The organism is Brevibacterium sp. H602 (assembly GCF_051172395.1).
In the GTDB taxonomy this organism is placed as follows: domain Bacteria; phylum Actinomycetota; class Actinomycetes; order Actinomycetales; family Brevibacteriaceae; genus Brevibacterium.
In genome coordinates this window covers 115453-133567 of the sequence record NZ_JBPIZD010000005.1, presented here as the reverse complement: position 1 = coordinate 133567, position 18115 = coordinate 115453, and the positions used below count along the sequence as shown (strand labels likewise).

The window sequence follows — 18115 nt, the reverse complement described above, 5'->3', positions numbered from 1 at the left end:
GCACAACCTCACCGACGATTGCGGCGATAGATCCGCCAGGTGCTCACCTGGTCCCAGACGGTGATGATCCAGATCGCGATGACCGTGATGATCTGCTGGATGTCGGCGTTCGCAGTGTTCGTGAGCTCGGGGTGGAGGACCGGCTGAGTGAGCAGCGCAATGGTGAGGAAGACAGCCATCGCGAGGTCGACGATTCCGCCGAAGAGGGCCACGGTCGGTTTCGCCGAGGCGGTCGTGAACTTGATGATCTCGACCACGGCCATGAGCGCGAGGAACGCCCAGTAGCCGACCAGCCATCCGACGCCGAGATCGGGGTTGATGAAGGTGCCGCCGCGATTGAGGTGACCGACGTAGAGCAGGGTCGTCGGGATGAGCGGGACCGTTGCCAGGGCGACGATGAAGACCAGCCCGAGCCCCGCCTCGGCGCGGATCTGCTTGCCGTGGGAATCACGTCGGTCGAGATCATCGACCGTCCACGTGCCCGGCTTCCGTTTCCGAAGCGGATCGGCTGCGCCGCCGTCCATTCCGCGGTCGCCGAGGCCGATGATGATCGTGATCGCGGCGAATGCGGTCAACAGGGCGATGACCGTGTTGCCCGCCGCCTTGCCGATGATCTCTCCGATCTGGACTCCGGGGGAGATGGCGATGGTGGTCACGACGTTTGTGAGAACGGCGAGCAGACCGACTACGGGCAGGACCCAGCGCAGCGCCCAGACGAAGACCGGGTAGGAATTCGGGCCGATGAGGTGCTGCGGCGAGTTCGAGTACTCCCGCGACAGCGCGACGGGGTCGCCGAGTTCCTCAAGGACTTCGCGTTCGACGGCGGCCGTGTGATCCGGGGACGTGTCCGCATCCTCGCCGAGGCGGGCGTCGACCATATCGTCGATCGTGGCGGTGATCTCGGCGGCGATGTCGGGCCGGGAGTCTTCGGGGAGGTGGCGGGTGACGTTGTCGACGTAGATTTCGGTGAGCGCACTCATGGTGTGCCGTCCTTCCAGAGCTGGGTGATGCTGGAGTTGAGTTCGAGCCAGTGGCTGTGCAGTGCGGCGGCGACTTCGGCGCCGCTGTCGGTGAGTGTGTAGTACTTGCGGGGGCGGGCTTGTTCGGTGTTCCAAACCGATGTGAGCAGGCCCTGTTTCTCGAGCCGTCGCAGCAGGGGGTAGAGGGTGTTGGCCTCGGTGGCGATGCCTGCTTCAGTCAGCGTCGTCAGCAGCGAGTAGCCGTACTGCGGCCGTCGACAGGCGACGAGGCTGGCGAAGACCACGGTGCCGCGTCGCAGCTCCTGTTCGTGGGTGGCCAGTGCCTTGTCTTCATCCTCGTTCATGTATCACACGATAGTGTGTGACACACACTATTACAAGAAGCGGGGTATTTTTTCTGCGGGATGGTGAGCGGCACGGCGATACACGGTGCAGCGTACGTGACGGCAGACCACCGGCGTCGACAGCCGTTTTTGTATAGGTTCCTCTCAGCTGATCAGGTCCCTCGGTGGGCATTTTGGAGCAGGGTGTACCAAACCTGAGGCCGCGCCCGGCAGAGGCTTCTGCGGTGCTGATGCTGCTTTCCAGGACTGCTGGATGTCCCCACAGCCCGGCAGGTGTGAGGAGCGTGGATGGCCGCCGGGTGAGTCATCGCCTGCGGGGTCTGGACGGTGAAGTCCCGGTCCCGCAGGCGATCAACGAAGCGCGATTGCGTCAGGCCCGTGCCATGGCATCCTGCTGTTCGGAGTCGATGGAGTCAACGGTGAATTCGGAAAACTGAGTGCGGAAGCCCTTTGTTGCCACGGCAGGGATGACCGCTCCGATGGCGAGCCGGATCGTGTCGAGGGTGATAGCGTGCACCTCGAGCTGAGCAAGTAAACGTCAGTCAGCGAGATCAAGCATCGGTGTCGGCCGACGGAAACCTCGTGTGACGAAAGCGAGGTATCCGATTCCGAGAATCAGCCAGATTGCGCCGATGAGAAGAGTTCGCGGAGACAGGCTCGTCCACAGCCACAGGGTCAGACAGAATCCGATTCCCGGTAGAACGATCGAACTGAGAACAGCACGTGAACCACGATTCTTCTCGTCGATGATGAAGTGTTTGATGACCGACAGATTCACTGCTGAGAACGCGATCAGAGCACCGAAGCTGACCATCTCCGATATGAATGCGAGGTCGACGGCGAGCGCAAGCAGAGAGACTCCGCCGACTGTGAGAGTCGCAATCGTGGGTGTGTGAAAGCGCGGTGACAAGCGGCCGAAGTAGCTTTTCGGGAGCACGCCGTCTCGACCCATCGCGAAGAGAACGCGTGAGACTGATGCCTGCGAGGTCAGAGCTGAGCCGCATGCTCCGGCGACATAGGCGGCGGTGAAGAAGGCGGTGAGGAATTCGCCGCCGGCCGCCGCCATGACGTCAAGCGCGCCTGAATCGACATCGGCGAACTGATTCGACGGATAGACCAGCTGAGCCAGGTACGACAGAACAATGTAGATGAGGCCGCCGGTGACAGTGGCGATGACGATCGCGCGGGGGACTGCTCTCTTCGCGTCCTTGGCTTCCTCGGACAAAGTCGAGACCGCATCGAAGCCGAGGAAGGACAGACACAGAATAGCTGCGCCGGCCATGACGTTGTCGAATCCGGGTGCAGAGCCGTCACCGGTGAAAGGCGCCGCTAGGTCGACAGAACCGGATCCGGTGAATGAAGCGATGCCCAGTGCTGCGAAGACAACGATGAAAATAGCTTGAGCGGCGATGATGACGATGTTGGCCCGCGCAACGGAAACGATTCCGATGACGTTGAGGACCGTGACGAGAACAATGGCAGTGACGACGAAGACCCAGGCCGGAATCATTGGGAATGCTGCGCTGAGGTAGATGCCGATGACCAGATAGTTGATCATCGGCAAGAACAGATAGTCGAGAAGCAGCGCCCAGCCGGCAACGAAGCCGATTCCAGCTCCGAAGCTCTTCTGCGTGTACGTGTATGCCGAACCGGCAAAGGGCATCGCGGCGGCCATCTTCGCATATGACCTGGCGGTGAACACCATTGCCAGCAACGTGATGACGTAGGCAGCTGGGACGCGGCCGCCGGTGACTTGAGTGACGATTCCGTAGGTCGTGAAGACTGTCAGCGGAACCATATAGACGAGACCGAAGAAGACGAGTGAAGGTACTCCGAGCGCACGCTTCAGGTGGGTCTCGGAGGTGTCTTGAGCGGTGGCGCTGTGATTGGAATGGGACATCATTGTCCTTTCGATTCAGTCCGCTGAATGGACGGCCACGCCGCGCAGGTATGTGCGGCGAACTGGGGCGGCAGAGAGTTCCTGTGGAAGCAATGTTCGAGGATCCGAATCGAGAACGATGAAGTCGGCGCTCGCGCCCGGGCGGATCACTCCCCACTCGTCGGATCTATGGTCTGCAAATGCTTGGTGGGCCACCGCAGTCGAATAAGCGTCGAGAGAGCGTTCGATGTCGAGGATCTCTTCGGGAGTCCACCCGCCGTCGGGCTCACCGTCGTCGGTCTGTCTGCTCACGGCAACGGTGAGACCCTCGAGCGGCGCCCCTGAAGTGCAGGGCCAGTCCGAACCGAACGCAAGGTGCCCGCCGCTGTCGAGGACACTGCGCATCCGATATTGCGCCACGGCGCGTTCGCTGCCGATCCGGGGGACGGTGAGTACCGTCATGAGGTCATCGAGCTGGGCCCACAGAGGCTGCATATTCGCGATGACGCCGAGTTCAGCAAAGCGGGACAGGTCGGCAGAGTCGATGATCTGGGCATGCGCGATCACCGGTCGTCGATCACGGGCACCGTTGTGCCGGATTGTGTACTCGATGGCATCCAATGCCTGTCGAACGGCCGCGTCGCCGATGGCGTGGATGTGGATCTGAAAACCTGCCGCGTCGACCTCGCAGACCGCCTCTGCCAGCGAATCTCCTTCCCAGACTCGCATGCCGTGGTTGTGAAGGGAGGAGCAGTAGGGCTCGATGAGCGCACCGGTTTCGTTCTCGATGACTCCGTCGGCGAAGAACTTCACGGTCTGAGCGGTCAGGAATGGATCCGAAAGCTCCTCGATCCTTTGGCGCGCAGAGAGCATTTCGGGCAGTTGTTGCGTGAAGCGGCGGGGATCGGCGTAGAACGCGAGGTTGAATCGCAGTTTGAGCAGTTTCTGCTGAGAGGCGGACACATAGGTCTCGACATCGGCTGGCTCCACCCAGGCGTCCTGGACCCAAGTGACGCCTCGAGCCAGGTAATAATCGGCTGCCCGATCGAGAGCGCGGAGTCGGACGGAATCGTGGCGTGGCGGACGAACGGCGTCGATCAGATCAACTGCACCCCATTCACGCAGAGTGCCCAGCGGCGAGCCGTCGTCTCGGCGAGGAATCTCGCCTATCTGCGGCTCCGGGGTTGCGGCGGTGATTCCCGCGAGTTCCAATGCTCGAGAATTGCACCACACGGTGTGGTAGTCCCAAGCACGAAGGACGACCGGTCGGTCGGACACGGCTCTGTCGAGCCATTCGGCCTCGAAGAGTCCGTCGCGTACGAGGCTGCCGTCATATGAGGCGCCAGTGATCCAGTCGTCGTCGGGATGAGCCTCCGCGTACCGTTTCACTTCGGCGATGATCTCTTCGACGCTCGTGCACGATCTCACCTGTGGGCCCTCTGCTTCCATGCCACCGAAGATCGGATGAGCATGGCCGTCGCCGAAGGACGGCATGAGGAACCCGCCGTCGAGATCGATGGACTCAAACTCTGCGCCGTCGTGGCACGAGACGCGATCGAGGACGGGAGCCACCGCGTGTGAACCAGTGGCAACGACGATGCCGTCTCGGGTCACCAGGGAGTCTGCAGGTTCGGCACCGGCACCTAGCCAGACCGTGCCGTTGTGGAAGTGCTGTGTCGTCAAGGCCGCCGTCCTCCTGCTCCATTGCGTATGGCCGGTCGCACCGGCGTTTACACGAACAGTGTTCGTGTGTGACTGGGAACACGATACACTGCTCGAAAGATGGAGGGAAGTGCGAAATTGAGAGCGAGCATTCTGTGAGATTGAATCAGGATCGGCTGGTTGATGCCGCGCTCGCGCTTGTCGACGACCTCGGAGAAGAGTCATTGTCTATGCGAACTCTGGCGGCTCGCGTCGACAGGCAGGTGTCCTCTCTGTACAACCATGTCTCCGGCCGAGGTGAACTCATCGAATTGATGCGCGCACGTATCGTGGCCGGAATCGACGTTCAAGTATTTTCTGGGATCGAGGAATCGTCGGAGAGCGTGCCGTGGGACAGAGCTCTGGAGCTGTGGGCCCGGTCGTATCTTAGGGCCTTTGCCGACCATCCGAACCTCATTCGATTGTTGGCCACGACCTCGATTCGAGACCTCTCAACGTATGAAATGTATGACTCAGTGATCGGTGGACTTCGTCGAGGGGGGTGGCCGCAGGGTCGGACTGTGGCGGTGATGCGGTCCGTTGAGGCCTATGTCCTCGGTTCCGCTCTGGACATCGTCGCTCCGGTCGACCTCATCACTCAAGAATCGGCCGGAGACAGATTTGCGGAGATTCGAGGTGCGCTGGATCCTCGATTCGGCGAGAACTCGTCAGCGGTGGCGTCCTTCGAGTTTGGGCTGACTAGCTTGATCCAAGGTCTGAAGCATCGGCTTGAGGCCTTGTCGTGAGTCATTCGGCAAGGCTCGATGTCACACTCGACTCGTTCTGGGTGCGGGTCCGCACCCGGAATCCAGACCTTCCGGAGAGGATGCCTGAAGCATGGGCCTTCGGCGCGACTCCCGAGCATGCGGACGACCTCCTCGCTCTCGTGCTGGCTGGGACCAAGACGGGCACCGCCTCGGCGCTGTGGGACATCGAAGCCGACGACGAATCCGTCCCCGAGGTGGGCGAACTGAGCATCATCCTCGACGGCCGAGACCGGCCGAGAGCCCTCATTGAAACCACGGCGATCGACATCGTTCCGTTCTGCGAGGTGACCGCCGAGCATGCCCATTCGGAAGGGGAGGGCGACCGAACCCTGGCCGCCTGGCGCGAGATCCATGAGCGCTTTTGGCAAGAGCATGGCCGGCGCGGGTTCTCGTTCGAGATGCCGGTCGTGTGCGAACGCTTCCGGTTGCTGTTCGACGGAGAAGAGGAGGGGTGCGTCAGCGTCTCCGGCGACGAATCACAGGGGACGAGCAGATGAACGAAGCCGAATACTGGGACCTCCTCCACGCGGAACGCGCGCGCCTGGCCGATCTGCTCTCCACGCTCGAAACGGAGCAGTGGGCGCTCGCCACTCTGTGTGCAGACTGGACGGTCGAGCAGGTCGTCGCCCACCTGACAGCCGCAGCTAACACCGGGAAGTGGGCCTGGATCCGCAGCATCGTTCGGGCGGGATTCGACCCGGCAAAGCACAACGCGCGACTGCTCGAGCGCCGCCTCGGTGGCTCACCTGAGGAGACCTTTGCGAAGTTCCGCGACTCGACCGCTCTGACGATCGCCCCGACCAAAGACTTCCCAGCCTTCCTCGGCGAAGTCATCGTCCACGGACAGGACATCGCACGACCACTGGAACTCGACCTGACCCCTGGCGGCGAGGCGACCGTCGAGGTGGCCCGATACTTCGCCGCAAAAGACTTCGCAGTGAACTCGAAAACCCTGGTCAAAGGGCTGAAGCTCAGCGCTGCCGACGCCGACTTCGAATCCGGAAGCGGGCCGGAGGTGACCGGTCGTGTCCTCGACCTCGTCATGGCCATGGCCGGCCGACCGGAATCACTGACAGAGCTGACGGGCGGCGGAGTCGCCGAGCTCCGGCGACGCATGGACTGAAACCTCAGAGGTCGGAGCGCCGCGACGCTTTTACCGGGCCATCCCTGACGGCGAGATGAACGTCGACGGGTGCTTAGGTGAGTCCGACGGCTCCGACCGCGACCAGGACGAATCCGAGAAGCTGCAGTGAAGCGCGCACGATCTGGAAGGCGTCCCACCGTCTGCGCATGGCGATGAATCCCTCGGGGGCGGTCTCCTCGGTGATCCGTCCCGTCCGGGTGTTGATTGGGACGTTCCCGATGATCGTCACGACCAGAGCGACGCTGAGGCTGATTGCTGCCGAAACCAACCATGGGTTGGGCTCATCGATGGCAATGATGATGGCCAGCGCTGTCGCCGCGGTCATCCCCACCGGCATCACCCGGCCGAACGTCTTCAGCAGGCCCCTCTCCATGATCAGCTGATCGTCCGTCCTCAGCTGACGGATCACCGGATGAACCAAGGCGGCCGACCCGAATTCCGCTGAGCCGACGAAGCCGGTGGCGAGGACCGCAGCCAAAGTCAAGGCATCCATGACCTCTCCTCTTAATAGGTAGTTGCACTATCCATATTAGATAGTAGAGGTATCTGCTAGGGTCGAGCAAGGAAGAATGAACACAGGCGCGCGGTTACGGCGGCCGTAACGAGAAAAGGAGCTGGGTTGTCGGAGTCCGCGGAGAAGTCGGAGATGAGGATGGCGGAGCTCTCGCGCCGTTCGGAGCTCAGCGTGCCGACCATCAAGTACTACCTGCGCGAAGGACTGCTCAAGCCAGGACGGCGGACAAGCGTGAATCAAGCCGTCTATGATCGCACTCATCTCGAGCGGCTGCGCCTCATCAGGGCGCTGACGTCGGTGGCCGGACTGCCGTTGGCGAAGGCGCGAGCCGTCGTCGACGCGGTGAACGAGCCGTCCTCGGAAGTCGAAGCGATGGGCGTCACCCAGGACGCGCTCATCGGCGAGGCCGAGACGGACGATACAGCCGCCTCGGCGATACTCGACCGCGCGATCACCGCGCGAGGATGGCGCTGTGCGACCTCATCACCGGCCTATCGGGCGGCTGTGAAGGCGGTTGCCATGTTGACTGCGGAGAACCTGACTCCGATCCTCGACCGGCTCGACGCCTATGTCGAGGCCGCTGAAGACGTCGGTCGCACCGACCTCGACGCGATCAGCGACGCAGTCAGTCTGGAGGAGCGGATCCGCGGAGTCGTCCTCGGCAGCGTGCTGCGCCGACCGCTGCTCGAGGCGCTGGTCCTGCTCGCACAGCAGCACTTCGCGCAGGACCTCACTCGGTCGGAAGAAAGCTGACCGGGAACAGCTCCGTCCTGGCGATGACGCGATTGCGTTCGGCGGCCCGCGCCTGACGTCGCTGATCTGCGAGGTAGGAATCGAGCGCTTCCGTGGATTCGAACCGATAGAACTGCACCTCGTTGGGACGCCCCTGAGCCCCGTCGCTCTTGGCATGATTGACGACGCGCCCTCCGTGCTCGGAGATGAGCGCGAGAACACCGTTCTCGTAGGCTGTCAGTGCCTCGGCCTGTCCTTCGCGCGCCCACAGCAGGCAGCACAACAGCACCTCGCGGTCAGCAACGGCGTTCGCTGAGCTTGCCTGTTCTTCCGGCTTCACCGAGCTCGGCCTCTCCTCACTCGGCAACTCCGTGCTCACGACTCCGTCGGCTTCGCGTCGTAGGTGAGCCAGTTCGTCTTCGCTGCGACATCGTCATAGAGCACCTGAGCCTGAGCGTTGTCGTCGGCGGTGATCCACCGGACCACCGAACAGCCTTCGGCCGCGGCGATCATCTGCAGCCGGGAGATCAAGGCACGGCCGACACCTCGGCCGCGCGCCTCGGGATCGGTGAAGAGATCGTCGAGCCAGATGCCGACGCTGCCTGTCGAGGGACGCGAGAAACGACGATAGTCGGCGATTCCGACGATCGATCCGTCCGCCTCGGCGACGAGTCCCTGGCACTCATGGGCGGAGTCGGTCAGCCACGACCACACGCGGGAGACGATCTCCTCGGACGGCTCCAGTCGGTAGAACTCGCGGTAGGCGCGGAAGAGTTCCTTCCACCGGGCCTCATCGGCGGGCGCTGTGGGGCGGACGGAGAGTGACTGGAAATCTGTCATGCGCGTATGACCTCTCTGTTTGCTGGCTGCTGCCCAAGGACGGAGTCTGCATTTCACAGTATGCCCATCAGGTGGCCCTGCAACACTCTTCGGGCGAAATCCTTATTCGATCTTGTCAGCCCGCGCTGATGACTCGGCTGATGGCATCACGCGACTGAGTGAGAGACTCGATTGATGCTTCTATCCGCGCCCGTTCGCGTTCGAGATCGGCGACGGTGACCGAGCAGGTCGGTGCAAGCTGACCGGCCTTGTCCCTCAGGCAGGGGAGGACAGTGCGAATTGCGGCGGTGCTCATTCCGGCATCGAGCAGCTGGCGGATGTGTGTCGCGATTGCGACGTCCTGTTCGCTGTATTCGCGGTATCCCGAGGAATTGCGGGAGGGGACCAGAAGGTCCCTTTCTTCGTAATAGCGCAGCAATCGGGATGGAATGCCTGTTCGTTCGGCGACGTCAGAGATCCTCATCGTTTCGGCCTTTCTGCTTCAGCCACTTGCCTTCACATCGATGTGAAGGATCAGCCTATCAGTATGAATGTCGAACAAACAGCAAATGCATACCTCCTCAAACGGCCGATTCTCATCCTGGCGGGATTCGTCCTGTTGGTATTCTGCACCGGAACTGCTGAATACCTCGTTGCCGGTATCCTGCCGCAACTGGCCGCCGATCTGGACGTGAGCATCGCGACCGCCGGACAGACCGTTACCGCCTATGCGCTCGGAGTTGCGATCGGCGGCCCCATAGTGACCGTCTTGACAGCACGGTTCCCCCGCAAAGGACTCGCTCTCTGCCTGGGACTTCTATTCGTTGTCGGCACGTTGGTGACAGTCCTGGCGCCGACTTACCTTGTGGTGATCATCGGTCGAGTGCTGTCCGCGTGCAGTCAGGCCACACTGTTCGCGATCGGGCTCACCGCGTCCGCAGAGATCATGGGACCCGGCCGGCAGGGTCAGGCGATTGCCATCGTCGGTACCGGACTGACCGTCGCAACCGTGCTCGGCGTGCCGCTCGGGGCCCTGCTGGGCGGCAACACGAACTGGCGGATTCCGTTCGTCTTCGTGGCCGTCGCCGCAATCATCGGTGTGGGGCTGCTGGCAGCGGCGATGCCGCGTACTCCGGCCCCTGCGACCGGGGTCAGAGACGAGATTCGAACCCTCCTGCGAGGGCCGGTTCTGCTGGCCGTGGCGACGACGGTCATCGGTTTCGCCGGGGTGAGCATCGTCTTCACCTATCTGGTGCCGCTCCTCTCGGACATCAGCGGCATCACCGACGCCGCAATTCCCGGACTACTGTTGGCCTATGGGGTCGGAGGCTTCGTCGGTAACCTCATTGCCGGGCGTCTCGCCGATCTCTCACTCGGCAGAACCTTGGTGGGAGTGTTCTGCGCACTCATCATCACATTGTCCGCGTTCCCCCTGTTTGCAAGGCTCCCGGTGCCGATGATCGCCCTCGTTCTCCTCTTGGGCCTTTTGTCGACGGCGACCATTGCACCATTGCAATCGCTGGTGATGCGTCACACCGGTGCTGCGCCGACGCTGTCGCTGGCGGTCAACGTCGGAGCCTTCAACCTGGCGAATGCCATCGGCTCCACCCTCGGCGGCTTCACCGTTGCTGCAGGTCTTCTGCAGTGGGGCGGGTTCGGTGGCGCCGCATTCGCACTGTTCGGCCTCGTCCTCACTGCTCTGGCGCTGCGGGCTACCCCGCAATCAGAGTCTGAGCCGGCGGTCTCGGCATGAGGAAGGCCCCTGATCGGAGCTGAGGAGCTCACGGTCAGGGGCCAGTCGTGTCGTACGCGAGAGGGGACTTGAACCCCTACGTCCGAAGACACTGGAACCTAAATCCAGCGCGTCTACCAATTCCGCCACTCGCGCCGAAGCTGCCACAGACGCGGCCACAACGTCCTCAAGATTAGCAGGGGCGGCCCGAGTTGTTGAAAACTCGAACCGCCCCGGTGCTTACGTTGAGCACGGGCAGTTCAGACCGCCCGACGCCCACACGGCAGCCGACTCAGGCAGCGTCGATGCCGAGCTCCTTGCGCACGCGGGCGACGTGCCCGGTGGCCTTGACGTTGTACTGGGCGAGTTCGACCTTGCCCTCGGCATCGACGACGACGGTCGAGCGGATGACGCCCTGGACGACCTTGCCGTAGTTCTTCTTCTCGCCGAACGCGCCCCACTCGGTCATCATCGTCTTGTCCTCATCGGAGAGGAGGTCGAAGTTGAGACCCTCCTTCTCGATGAACTGCTGCAGCTTCTCCGGCTTGTCCGGGGAGATGCCGACGACGGCGATTCCGGCGGCCTTGAGTGCCGACAGCGAGTCCCGGAAATCGCAGGCCTCGGTCGTGCAGCCCGGGGTCATAGCGGCGGGGTAGAAGTACACGACGACCCGCTGACCTCGGAAATCGCTGAGGCTGACGGACTTCCCGTCCTGGTTGACGAGGGTGAAATCCGGGGCGGTGTCGCCGACCGACAGACGTGACATGGATGCTCCTCCTGATTGGGGTGGTCTCCGTGATGGACAACCATTGCTGACCACCACTCTATTCCGTTGCCGAGCCCGATGCTCAGGCCGATGCAGACAGCCGCCTCGACCGATCCTTTCGCCGAGGCGGCTCGCCGTCTCAGTCGACCCGTGCGATGGCCTGCCCGACCGCTACGACGTCGCCGACCGCCGCGACCTGGCGCAGCGTTCCCGCGACCGGTGCTTCGACCCGGGTCTCCATCTTCATCGCAGAGAGCACCGCGACCTCGTCACCGGCCGCCACCTGTGCGCCATCCTCGACGAGGAAGTCCACAAGACTGCCCGGCACAGGTGCGGTGACATCTCCGGCACTCGCCGAGGCGGCTCCACCGTTTCCGGCGCCACCGGCCTCGCCGCCTTGACCCGTGCCGCCCTGACCGGTCCCACCGACCGAGCCGAGGGCAGCGACCAGTCCGGCGGGCAGTCCAATCGTGGTGAGCTTCCCATCGATCTCGATCGACATCCGCTGCATCTCGCCATCGGCGACCGGGGCCGGGCGGTCCTGAGTCTCGAAGCGCGGCAGCAGCTCGGCCTCGATCCACTGCGTGTGGATGCCGTCGACACCGTCGACGCCGAGACCGGTGAACGCCTCATCGGTGAGGATCGCCAGGGAGCACGGCACCACCGTGGCCGGACCCTCGACATGGAGTTCCTTCGCCGCTGTCACGGTGCGTGCGATCGCCTGCTCACGGTCGGGACCGTGGACGATGAGCTTCGCGAAGAGGGAATCGAAGGCCGGCTGCACGGTGTCACCGGCACGCACACCGGAATCCCAGCGCACGCCGAGGCCCCCGGGCACGTCGAGGACATCGATGCGTCCCGGAGTCGGCAGGAACCCGCGGCCGGGATCCTCGGCGTTGATGCGCAGCTCGATCGCATGACCGACCGGCTGCGGGGTCGACTCCAGCGACAGTCCCTGTCCGAAGGCGATGCGGAACTGTTCGGCGACGAGATCGACCCCTGAGGTCACCTCGGTGACGGGATGTTCGACCTGCAGTCGGGTGTTGACCTCGAGGAACGTCATGGTCCCATCGGCAGCGAGCAGGAACTCGACGGTGCCGGCACCGCGGTAGTCCACCTCGGCGCAGATGGCTTCGGCCGAACGGTGCAGGCGCTCACGCTGCTCATCCGTCAGTCCCGGGGCGGGTGCTTCCTCGATGAGCTTCTGATTGCGCCGCTGAGCGGAGCAGTCGCGGTCACCGACGGCCACGACCCGACCCTGACCGTCGCCGACGATCTGGACCTCGACATGGCGGGGACGCTCGAGGAACTTCTCGACGAAGCACTCGGGCCGACCGAAAGCCTCGACGGCCTCACGGGTCGCCGATTCGAAGGCACCGGCCACCTCGGTCAGCTCGTGGACGATCTTCATTCCGCGTCCGCCGCCACCGTGGGCGGCTTTGATGATGATCGGCAGTCCCGCCTCGGCGGCGAAGGACTCGACCTCGGCCGCGTTCTCCAGGGGACGGTCGATGCCCGGTGCCAGGGGAGCGCCGACCTTCTGCGCGAGCTGACGGGCCGTGACCTTGTCGCCGAGGGCCGTGATCGTGTCCGCGGTCGGACCGATCCAGATGAGGCCGGCGTCCTCGACGGCAGACGCGAAGTCGGCGTTCTCGGACAGGAATCCGTAACCGGGGTGGACGGCATCGGCACCGGCGGACTTCGCTGCGGAGAGGATCGCATCGATGTTGAGGTACGTGTCACCCGCTGTCGTCCCAGGCAGAGCGAACGCTTCGTCGGCGAACCGGGCATGCATGGCGTCGGCGTCCTGATCAGCGTAGACAGCCACCGAAGTGTGCCCGTGCTGGGCGCAGGCACGGATGATGCGGACGGCGATCTCGCCGCGGTTGGCGATGAGGATTCTCGACATTGTTCAGCCTTCGTTCTCGTTGGTGCGGGATCCTGCTGCGGTGCGGGACGCCTCGGCCGGGAGGGCGTTCGACGTCGGTCGGGCAGAGGTGGTGAAGCGCAGCTTCACGCCGGGAGGCAGCTGCGCGGCGAGGTCGACATCATCGACGCTGGCGATGATCGGATAGCCGCCGGTGAGCGGGTGGTCGGGTCCGAAGAGCACCGGCTGACCGTTCGGCGGAACCTGCAGGGCACCGGTGACCGCGCCTTCGCTGGGCAGCTCTCCGGTTCGGGCACGTTCGAGTGGAACCTCACCGTTCAGGCGCAGCCCGACCCGGTCGGATTCGTGGGTGACCGTCCACTCCTGTGACAGCAGAGTCTTGATCCCGGCTTCGGTGAACCAGTCCTCACGCGGTCCCAGCGTCACGCTCAGGGTCACGGTCTCACCCGCCTGCGGCAGGTCCCTTGGCTGCGTGGGATTGGGATCGACGAGGTGGGGCGCCGTCCGCGGATCGTGCACTTCCACCGTGGTGCCTTTGTCGACAGCAGCCGGACCGAGCCCGGCCAGGGTGTCGGCGGAGCTGCTGTCGAGAGCCGTCTCGACAGCGATTCCACCGCGCACGGCGAGGTAGCGGCGGACTCCGCGCTCGGTTGGTCCGAGCTCGAGTTCGTCCCCGTCGGCCAGGGCAAAGGCCTCGCCGAGGCGGGGCGTGAGCACCGTGCCATCGGCAGCGGTCACGGTGATCGCTCCGGTGGCCCCGGTGACAGCGGCGACGCCGTCACCCGTGGAGCGCAGGAGCACTGCGCCCCCGAAGCTCTCCAGGCCGGCAGCAGACTCGGCATTGCCGACGAGACGGTTGGCAGTCGTCAAGGCGGTGCGATCGGCGGCACCGGCGGCGGAGACTCCCATCGAAGCGAAACCGGGGCGACCGAGATCCTGGATGAGCAGCTGCAGCCCGGGACGCAGCACCTCGAGGGAGTGGGTGGCAGCAGCCGCCGAATCGGACGCCGAATCCGCTGCTGAATCCACCGCAGAATCCGACGCCGAACTTGCCGCACCTGGCGAACCTGCCGCACCTGACGAACCTGACCCCGCACTCGAGCCCGCGACCTCGACGGTCTCGCGCCCCGCCTCGGCGAATTTGACGATCGTGCCGGGGACGAACAGGGCCGGTGGTTCCCGTTCGAGATCCCACAGCTTCGCATCGGTGCGTCCGATGAGCTGCCAGCCGCCGGGGGAGGAGCGGGGGTAGACGCCGGTGAACTCGCCGGCCAATGCCACCGATCCCACGGGCACTCGCGTGCGTGGGGACGAGCGGCGGGGAACGTTGAAGAGCTCGTCGTCGCCGGCGAGGTAGCCGAAGCCGGGCGCGAACCCGGCGAACGCGACCTGCCAGGTCGCGACCTGGTGGCGTTTGATCACCTCGGTGGGGGAGACGGAGAGGAGGTCGGCCACCTCGGCGAGGTCGTCCCCGTCGTAGTGGACATCGATCGTCACCTCACGGGTCGCATCCGAGGCCGACTCGGTGCGCCCGAGTCCGCGCACCGCCTCGGCGAGGAACTCGGCGTCCGTGCGTGCGGGATCAAAACTGATCAGCACTGTTCGGGCGGCGGGGATGAGTTCGGTGACGCCGGGCAGATCGGCGGCTTCGAGGCTGTGGTGCAGCGCCATCGTCGCGCCCAGGTCCGCGCATTCGGCGAGGAGGTGGCGCCTGGATGCGGTATGGAAGGTCAGGGAGTCAGCCGGCGGTGTCGAGGTCATTGGCGGTAGGTGTCTTCCGGTTCGTCGGTGATGAACATCTTCCCCGGTGAGTGGGTGATCGCGAAAGGAATTCCCGAGGCCTGGATGGCTGCCTGCGGAGTGACTCCGCAGGCCCAGAAGACGGGAATGTCGCCGTCTTCGATGACCGGGGCGTCACCGAAATCCGGGGCATCGAGGTCCTCGATGCCGATCTGGGAGGGTTCGCCGATGTGGATCGGTGCACCGTGGACGGCGGGGAAGCGGTCGGTGATGCGCACAGCCTCGGCGACCTGGAAGGCCGGGATCGGGCGCATGGACACGACCATGTCGCCGCTGACCCGACCGGCCGGAAGGCAGGCCGTCGACGTGCGGTACATCGGCACGTTGCGACCGGCCCCCTGGTGGCGGATCGGGATGCCCGCCTCGGTCAGGCCGTTCTCGAAGGTGAACGAACAGCCGATGAGGAAGGACACGAGGTCCGGATGCTGCTCCCACACCTCGGTGGCATCGGTGACCTCGCCGGTCAGCGCGCCGTTCTCCCAGATCCGGTAGCCGGGAATGTCGGTGCGGATATCGCTGCCCGGAGCCAGTGCGGACGACAGCTGCCCGGGTTCGAGGACGTCGACGACCGGGCACGGCTTCGGGTTGCGTTGGGTGAACAGGAGGACGTCGAAAGCCCAGTCCGCGGGCACGGAGATGAGGTTGGCCTGGACGAGTCCCGGCGCCATCCCCGAGGTGGGGCCGTCGAATCCTTCCCGGATGCGGGCGCGGGCTTCCGCGCCGGCAGCCCGCATCGTGTCCATGGCGGTGGCGCCGGTGGTGGCAGTGGCGGTCGTGGTTGCAGCGCTCATTTGCCGACTCCGGCGAAGGCGGCGATCGTGACGCCTTCGGATTCGAGGAGATCACGGGCGGCCCGGGCCATGTCGATGGATCCCTGGCTGTCGCCGTGGAAGCAGATGGACTGCGCATCGACGTCGACGTGGCTGCCGTCGATGGCTTCGACCTGCCCGGTCTGGACGAGGCGCAGGACGCGGGAGGCTACGGCCTCTGGGTCGTGGAGGACCGCGTTCGGCTCCGACCGGGAGACCAGGGAACCGTCGGGGTTGTAGGACCGATCGGCGAAGGCCTCGGCGGCAACGGTCAGTCCCGCCTCGGCGGCGACGCGGTTGGCCACACTGCCCGCGAGTCCGAGGAAGACCAGCGAGTCATCGACGGCTTTGACGGCGTCGACGACGACCTTCGCCTGCGCCTCATCATGGACGATCGCGTTGTAGAGACCGCCGTGGGGTTTGACGTAGGAGACGGTTCCGCCGACGGCAGTGGTCAGGCCGATGAGCGCGCCGATCTGGTATTCGACCTGGGCCTGCAGGGTGGCAGCGGGAACGTCGAGGGCGCGGCGGCCGAAGCCCTCGTAGTCGTCGTATCCGGGATGGGCCCCGATGACGACTCCGCCCTTCGTGGCGGCCCCGACGGTGGCGCGGATGCCTTCCGGATTGCCCGCATGGAACCCGCAGGAGACGTTGGCGCTGGTGACGAGGCCGAGCATGGCGGCATCGTCGCTGACGACACGGTCGGGGACGTTCTCCCCGAGGTCAGAGTTGAGGTCGATTCTCAGTTCGCTGTTGACAGACAATGTCACCCTCCGATTCCGATCATGGCGAAGATGGGGCCGATGGACTGTGTGGCTGTGTACCACGTGACCAGTGTTGCCGCGGTGCCGATGATGAGCAACCACTTCGGGTACGAGTCAGTGCGCAGCAGGCGCGGCCTGAACCAGCCGATGTACATGAAGATCGTCAGACCGATCGGCAGGATGAGCCCGTTGAAGCCGCCGACGAAGACGAGCAGTGTGGCAGGTGCCGTGCCGAGGACGAGGTAGACGACGAGCGAGACGACGATGAAGGACACGGTCGCCAGCTGCAGCGGCCAACCGCCTTCGAGACGCTTGGAGAACGCCGAGAGGAACGTCGCCGAGGTATAGGCGGCGCCGATGACCGAGCTCAGTGCCGCGGCCCAGAAGATCGCTCCGAAGATGCGCATTCCCGCATCGCCGAGGACTGCGGCGAAGGCCTGGCCGGCGGGGTTGGCCACGCTCGAGTCGAGGTCGAGTGCGACGCCGGAGGCGACGACGCCGAGGATGGCGAGGAAGAGGACGTAGCGCATGATTCCGGTGACGAGGATCCCCGACAGAGCCGAGCGCATGACAGAACCGGCGTTCTCCGGTCCGGTCTTGCCCGAGTCGAGGTAGCGGTGGGCGCCGGAATAGGTGATGTAGCCGCCGACGGTGCCGCCGACGATCGTGGTCACGGTGGCGAAGTTGATGGTGTCGGGCGCGATCGACTGTCTGAGCGCCTCACCGACCGGCGGGTTCGAGACGATGGCGACGACACAGGTGAGGATGATCATTCCGACGCCGAGGACGAGGACGACGGCGTCGACGACCTTTCCGGCGCGTTTGAACAGGAAGATGCCGATCGCCAGGACGCCGGTGAGCAGTCCGCCGAGCTTCGGGTCGATGCCCAGCAGCGCATTGAGGCCAAGGCCGCCACCGGCGATGTTGCCGATGTTGAAGGCCAGTCCGCCGACGACGATGAGGACGGACAGGAGGATGCCCGAACCCGGCACGGCCGAGGAAGCCAGCTGTGCTGCGCGTTTGCCCGAGGAGGTCACCATCCGCCAGATATTGAGCTGGATGGCGATGTCGATGAGGATCGACGCGAAGATCGCGAAGGCGAAGGCCGCACCCATCTGAGCCGTGAATGTGGCTGTCTGGGTGATGAAGCCCGGACCGATCGCCGAGGTGGCCATGAGGAAGATGGCGCCGATGATCGCGCTGCGGCTGATCTTGGATCCGATTTCGCTCTTGGCATTGTCAAGGCCCGAGGCGCCCCCATCCGTAGAAGAGGATTCCGGCGGTTGGGATTCCGGTGCTTGTGACATGGGAGTCTCCGACTGTCTGGTGGTCAGTTGTTCCTTCGTGTGCGCCGATGGGGTGAGGACAGCGATGTCTGTGTCCTGGCGCACGTGAAGTGGTAAACAATCTAGCACTCATTGTTCAACAAACATAGACGGGAGTCACACTTTTCTTCGTCGCTTTGTCGACGGACGG

20 protein-coding genes and 1 tRNA gene are annotated in these 18115 nt (G+C 64.3%); 5 read left to right on the top strand and 16 right to left on the bottom strand.

Going from position 1 to position 18115, the window contains the following annotated elements; all coding sequences use genetic code 11:
* Nucleotides 1-8: 8 nt before the first annotated feature.
* The 5 genes from ACSBQT_RS05660 to ACSBQT_RS05640 all read right to left on the bottom strand — a co-directional run bounded on the left by ACSBQT_RS05660 (nucleotide 9) and on the right by ACSBQT_RS05640 (nucleotide 4886).
* On the bottom strand, nucleotides 9-980 hold the full coding sequence (locus tag ACSBQT_RS05660) for an HAAS signaling domain-containing protein (RefSeq protein ID WP_435001077.1): 972 nt from the start codon (nucleotides 978-980) through the stop codon (nucleotides 9-11).
* Entirely contained in the window at nucleotides 977-1324 is a 348-nt protein-coding gene (locus ACSBQT_RS05655; RefSeq protein WP_410711093.1) for a PadR family transcriptional regulator, read from the bottom strand. The genes ACSBQT_RS05660 and ACSBQT_RS05655 overlap by 4 nt, the downstream gene beginning before the upstream one ends.
* A gap of 370 nt (nucleotides 1325-1694) precedes the next feature.
* Entirely contained in the window at nucleotides 1695-1841 is a 147-nt protein-coding gene (locus ACSBQT_RS05650) for a hypothetical protein (protein ID WP_435001076.1), read from the bottom strand.
* A gap of 21 nt (nucleotides 1842-1862) precedes the next feature.
* On the bottom strand, nucleotides 1863-3227 hold the full coding sequence (locus ACSBQT_RS05645; protein ID WP_410711094.1) for an APC family permease: 1365 nt from the start codon (nucleotides 3225-3227) through the stop codon (nucleotides 1863-1865).
* Nucleotides 3228-3239: 12 nt separating this feature from the next.
* A complete protein-coding gene (locus ACSBQT_RS05640; RefSeq protein ID WP_410711095.1) occupies nucleotides 3240-4886 on the bottom strand; it encodes an amidohydrolase in 1647 nt (548 codons plus the stop codon).
* 134 nt (nucleotides 4887-5020) lie between these two features.
* On the opposite strand from ACSBQT_RS05640, the gene ACSBQT_RS05635 reads away from it, so the two are divergent.
* The 3 genes from ACSBQT_RS05635 (at nucleotide 5021) to ACSBQT_RS05625 (ending at nucleotide 6794) form a co-directional block, all read left to right on the top strand.
* Nucleotides 5021-5650: a TetR/AcrR family transcriptional regulator C-terminal domain-containing protein gene (locus tag ACSBQT_RS05635; RefSeq protein ID WP_135808726.1), complete on the top strand. Its 630-nt coding sequence runs from the start codon at nucleotides 5021-5023 to the stop codon at nucleotides 5648-5650.
* Between the two features lie 80 nt (nucleotides 5651-5730).
* The gene (locus ACSBQT_RS05630) at nucleotides 5731-6168 is read left to right on the top strand and encodes an ASCH domain-containing protein (RefSeq protein ID WP_435001075.1); all 438 of its coding nucleotides are present in this window, start codon (nucleotides 5731-5733) and stop codon (nucleotides 6166-6168) included.
* Nucleotides 6165-6794: a maleylpyruvate isomerase family mycothiol-dependent enzyme gene (locus tag ACSBQT_RS05625; protein WP_435001074.1), complete on the top strand. Its 630-nt coding sequence runs from the start codon at nucleotides 6165-6167 to the stop codon at nucleotides 6792-6794. Before ACSBQT_RS05630 ends, ACSBQT_RS05625 begins: the two co-directional genes overlap by 4 nt.
* 73 nt (nucleotides 6795-6867) lie before the next feature.
* Here ACSBQT_RS05625 and ACSBQT_RS05620 read toward each other — a convergent pair whose 3' ends face one another.
* Nucleotides 6868-7308, bottom strand: coding sequence for an anthrone oxygenase family protein (locus ACSBQT_RS05620; RefSeq protein ID WP_435001073.1), 441 nt, complete (start codon nucleotides 7306-7308; stop codon nucleotides 6868-6870).
* Nucleotides 7309-7434: 126 nt separating this feature from the next.
* Between ACSBQT_RS05620 and ACSBQT_RS05615 the strand changes: the two genes are divergently transcribed.
* Entirely contained in the window at nucleotides 7435-8082 is a 648-nt protein-coding gene (locus tag ACSBQT_RS05615; RefSeq protein ID WP_435001070.1) for a MerR family transcriptional regulator, read from the top strand.
* On the opposite strand, the gene ACSBQT_RS05610 is transcribed toward ACSBQT_RS05615, so the two are convergent.
* The 3 genes from ACSBQT_RS05610 to ACSBQT_RS05600 form a co-directional block, all read right to left on the bottom strand.
* Complete coding sequence (locus ACSBQT_RS05610; RefSeq protein ID WP_435001069.1) at nucleotides 8060-8401, bottom strand: hypothetical protein; 342 nt, start codon at nucleotides 8399-8401, stop codon at nucleotides 8060-8062. The two genes, ACSBQT_RS05615 and ACSBQT_RS05610, sit on opposite strands and share 23 nt — an antisense overlap.
* 35 nt (nucleotides 8402-8436) lie before the next feature.
* Complete coding sequence (locus ACSBQT_RS05605) at nucleotides 8437-8901, bottom strand: GNAT family N-acetyltransferase (protein WP_435001068.1); 465 nt, start codon at nucleotides 8899-8901, stop codon at nucleotides 8437-8439.
* Between the two features lie 115 nt (nucleotides 8902-9016).
* Entirely contained in the window at nucleotides 9017-9364 is a 348-nt protein-coding gene (locus tag ACSBQT_RS05600) for a MerR family transcriptional regulator (RefSeq protein WP_135808732.1), read from the bottom strand.
* A 63-nt stretch (nucleotides 9365-9427) separates the two neighbouring features.
* On the opposite strand from ACSBQT_RS05600, the gene ACSBQT_RS05595 reads away from it, so the two are divergent.
* Nucleotides 9428-10633, top strand: coding sequence for an MFS transporter (locus ACSBQT_RS05595; RefSeq protein WP_435001067.1), 1206 nt, complete (start codon nucleotides 9428-9430; stop codon nucleotides 10631-10633).
* A gap of 53 nt (nucleotides 10634-10686) precedes the next feature.
* Here the strand turns inward: ACSBQT_RS05595 and ACSBQT_RS05590 are convergent.
* The 7 genes from ACSBQT_RS05590 to ACSBQT_RS05560 all read right to left on the bottom strand — a co-directional run bounded on the left by ACSBQT_RS05590 (nucleotide 10687) and on the right by ACSBQT_RS05560 (nucleotide 17946).
* Nucleotides 10687-10768, bottom strand: a tRNA-Leu gene (locus ACSBQT_RS05590).
* Between the two features lie 136 nt (nucleotides 10769-10904).
* A complete protein-coding gene (gene bcp, locus ACSBQT_RS05585) occupies nucleotides 10905-11378 on the bottom strand; it encodes a thioredoxin-dependent thiol peroxidase (protein WP_135808734.1) in 474 nt (157 codons plus the stop codon).
* 139 nt (nucleotides 11379-11517) lie between these two features.
* Nucleotides 11518-13287: a biotin carboxylase N-terminal domain-containing protein gene (locus tag ACSBQT_RS05580; protein ID WP_410711103.1), complete on the bottom strand. Its 1770-nt coding sequence runs from the start codon at nucleotides 13285-13287 to the stop codon at nucleotides 11518-11520.
* A 3-nt stretch (nucleotides 13288-13290) separates the two neighbouring features.
* Nucleotides 13291-15027 (bottom strand): carboxyltransferase domain-containing protein, encoded by a 1737-nt coding sequence (locus ACSBQT_RS05575; protein WP_410711104.1) that lies wholly within the window; start codon nucleotides 15025-15027, stop codon nucleotides 13291-13293.
* Nucleotides 15024-15809: a putative hydro-lyase gene (locus tag ACSBQT_RS05570; protein WP_410711348.1), complete on the bottom strand. Its 786-nt coding sequence runs from the start codon at nucleotides 15807-15809 to the stop codon at nucleotides 15024-15026. The genes ACSBQT_RS05575 and ACSBQT_RS05570 overlap by 4 nt, the downstream gene beginning before the upstream one ends.
* Nucleotides 15810-15853: 44 nt before the next feature.
* Nucleotides 15854-16645 (bottom strand): LamB/YcsF family protein, encoded by a 792-nt coding sequence (locus ACSBQT_RS05565; protein ID WP_435001065.1) that lies wholly within the window; start codon nucleotides 16643-16645, stop codon nucleotides 15854-15856.
* Entirely contained in the window at nucleotides 16642-17946 is a 1305-nt protein-coding gene (locus ACSBQT_RS05560; RefSeq protein WP_410711106.1) for an NRAMP family divalent metal transporter, read from the bottom strand. Before ACSBQT_RS05560 ends, ACSBQT_RS05565 begins: the two co-directional genes overlap by 4 nt.
* Nucleotides 17947-18115 lie beyond the last annotated feature (169 nt).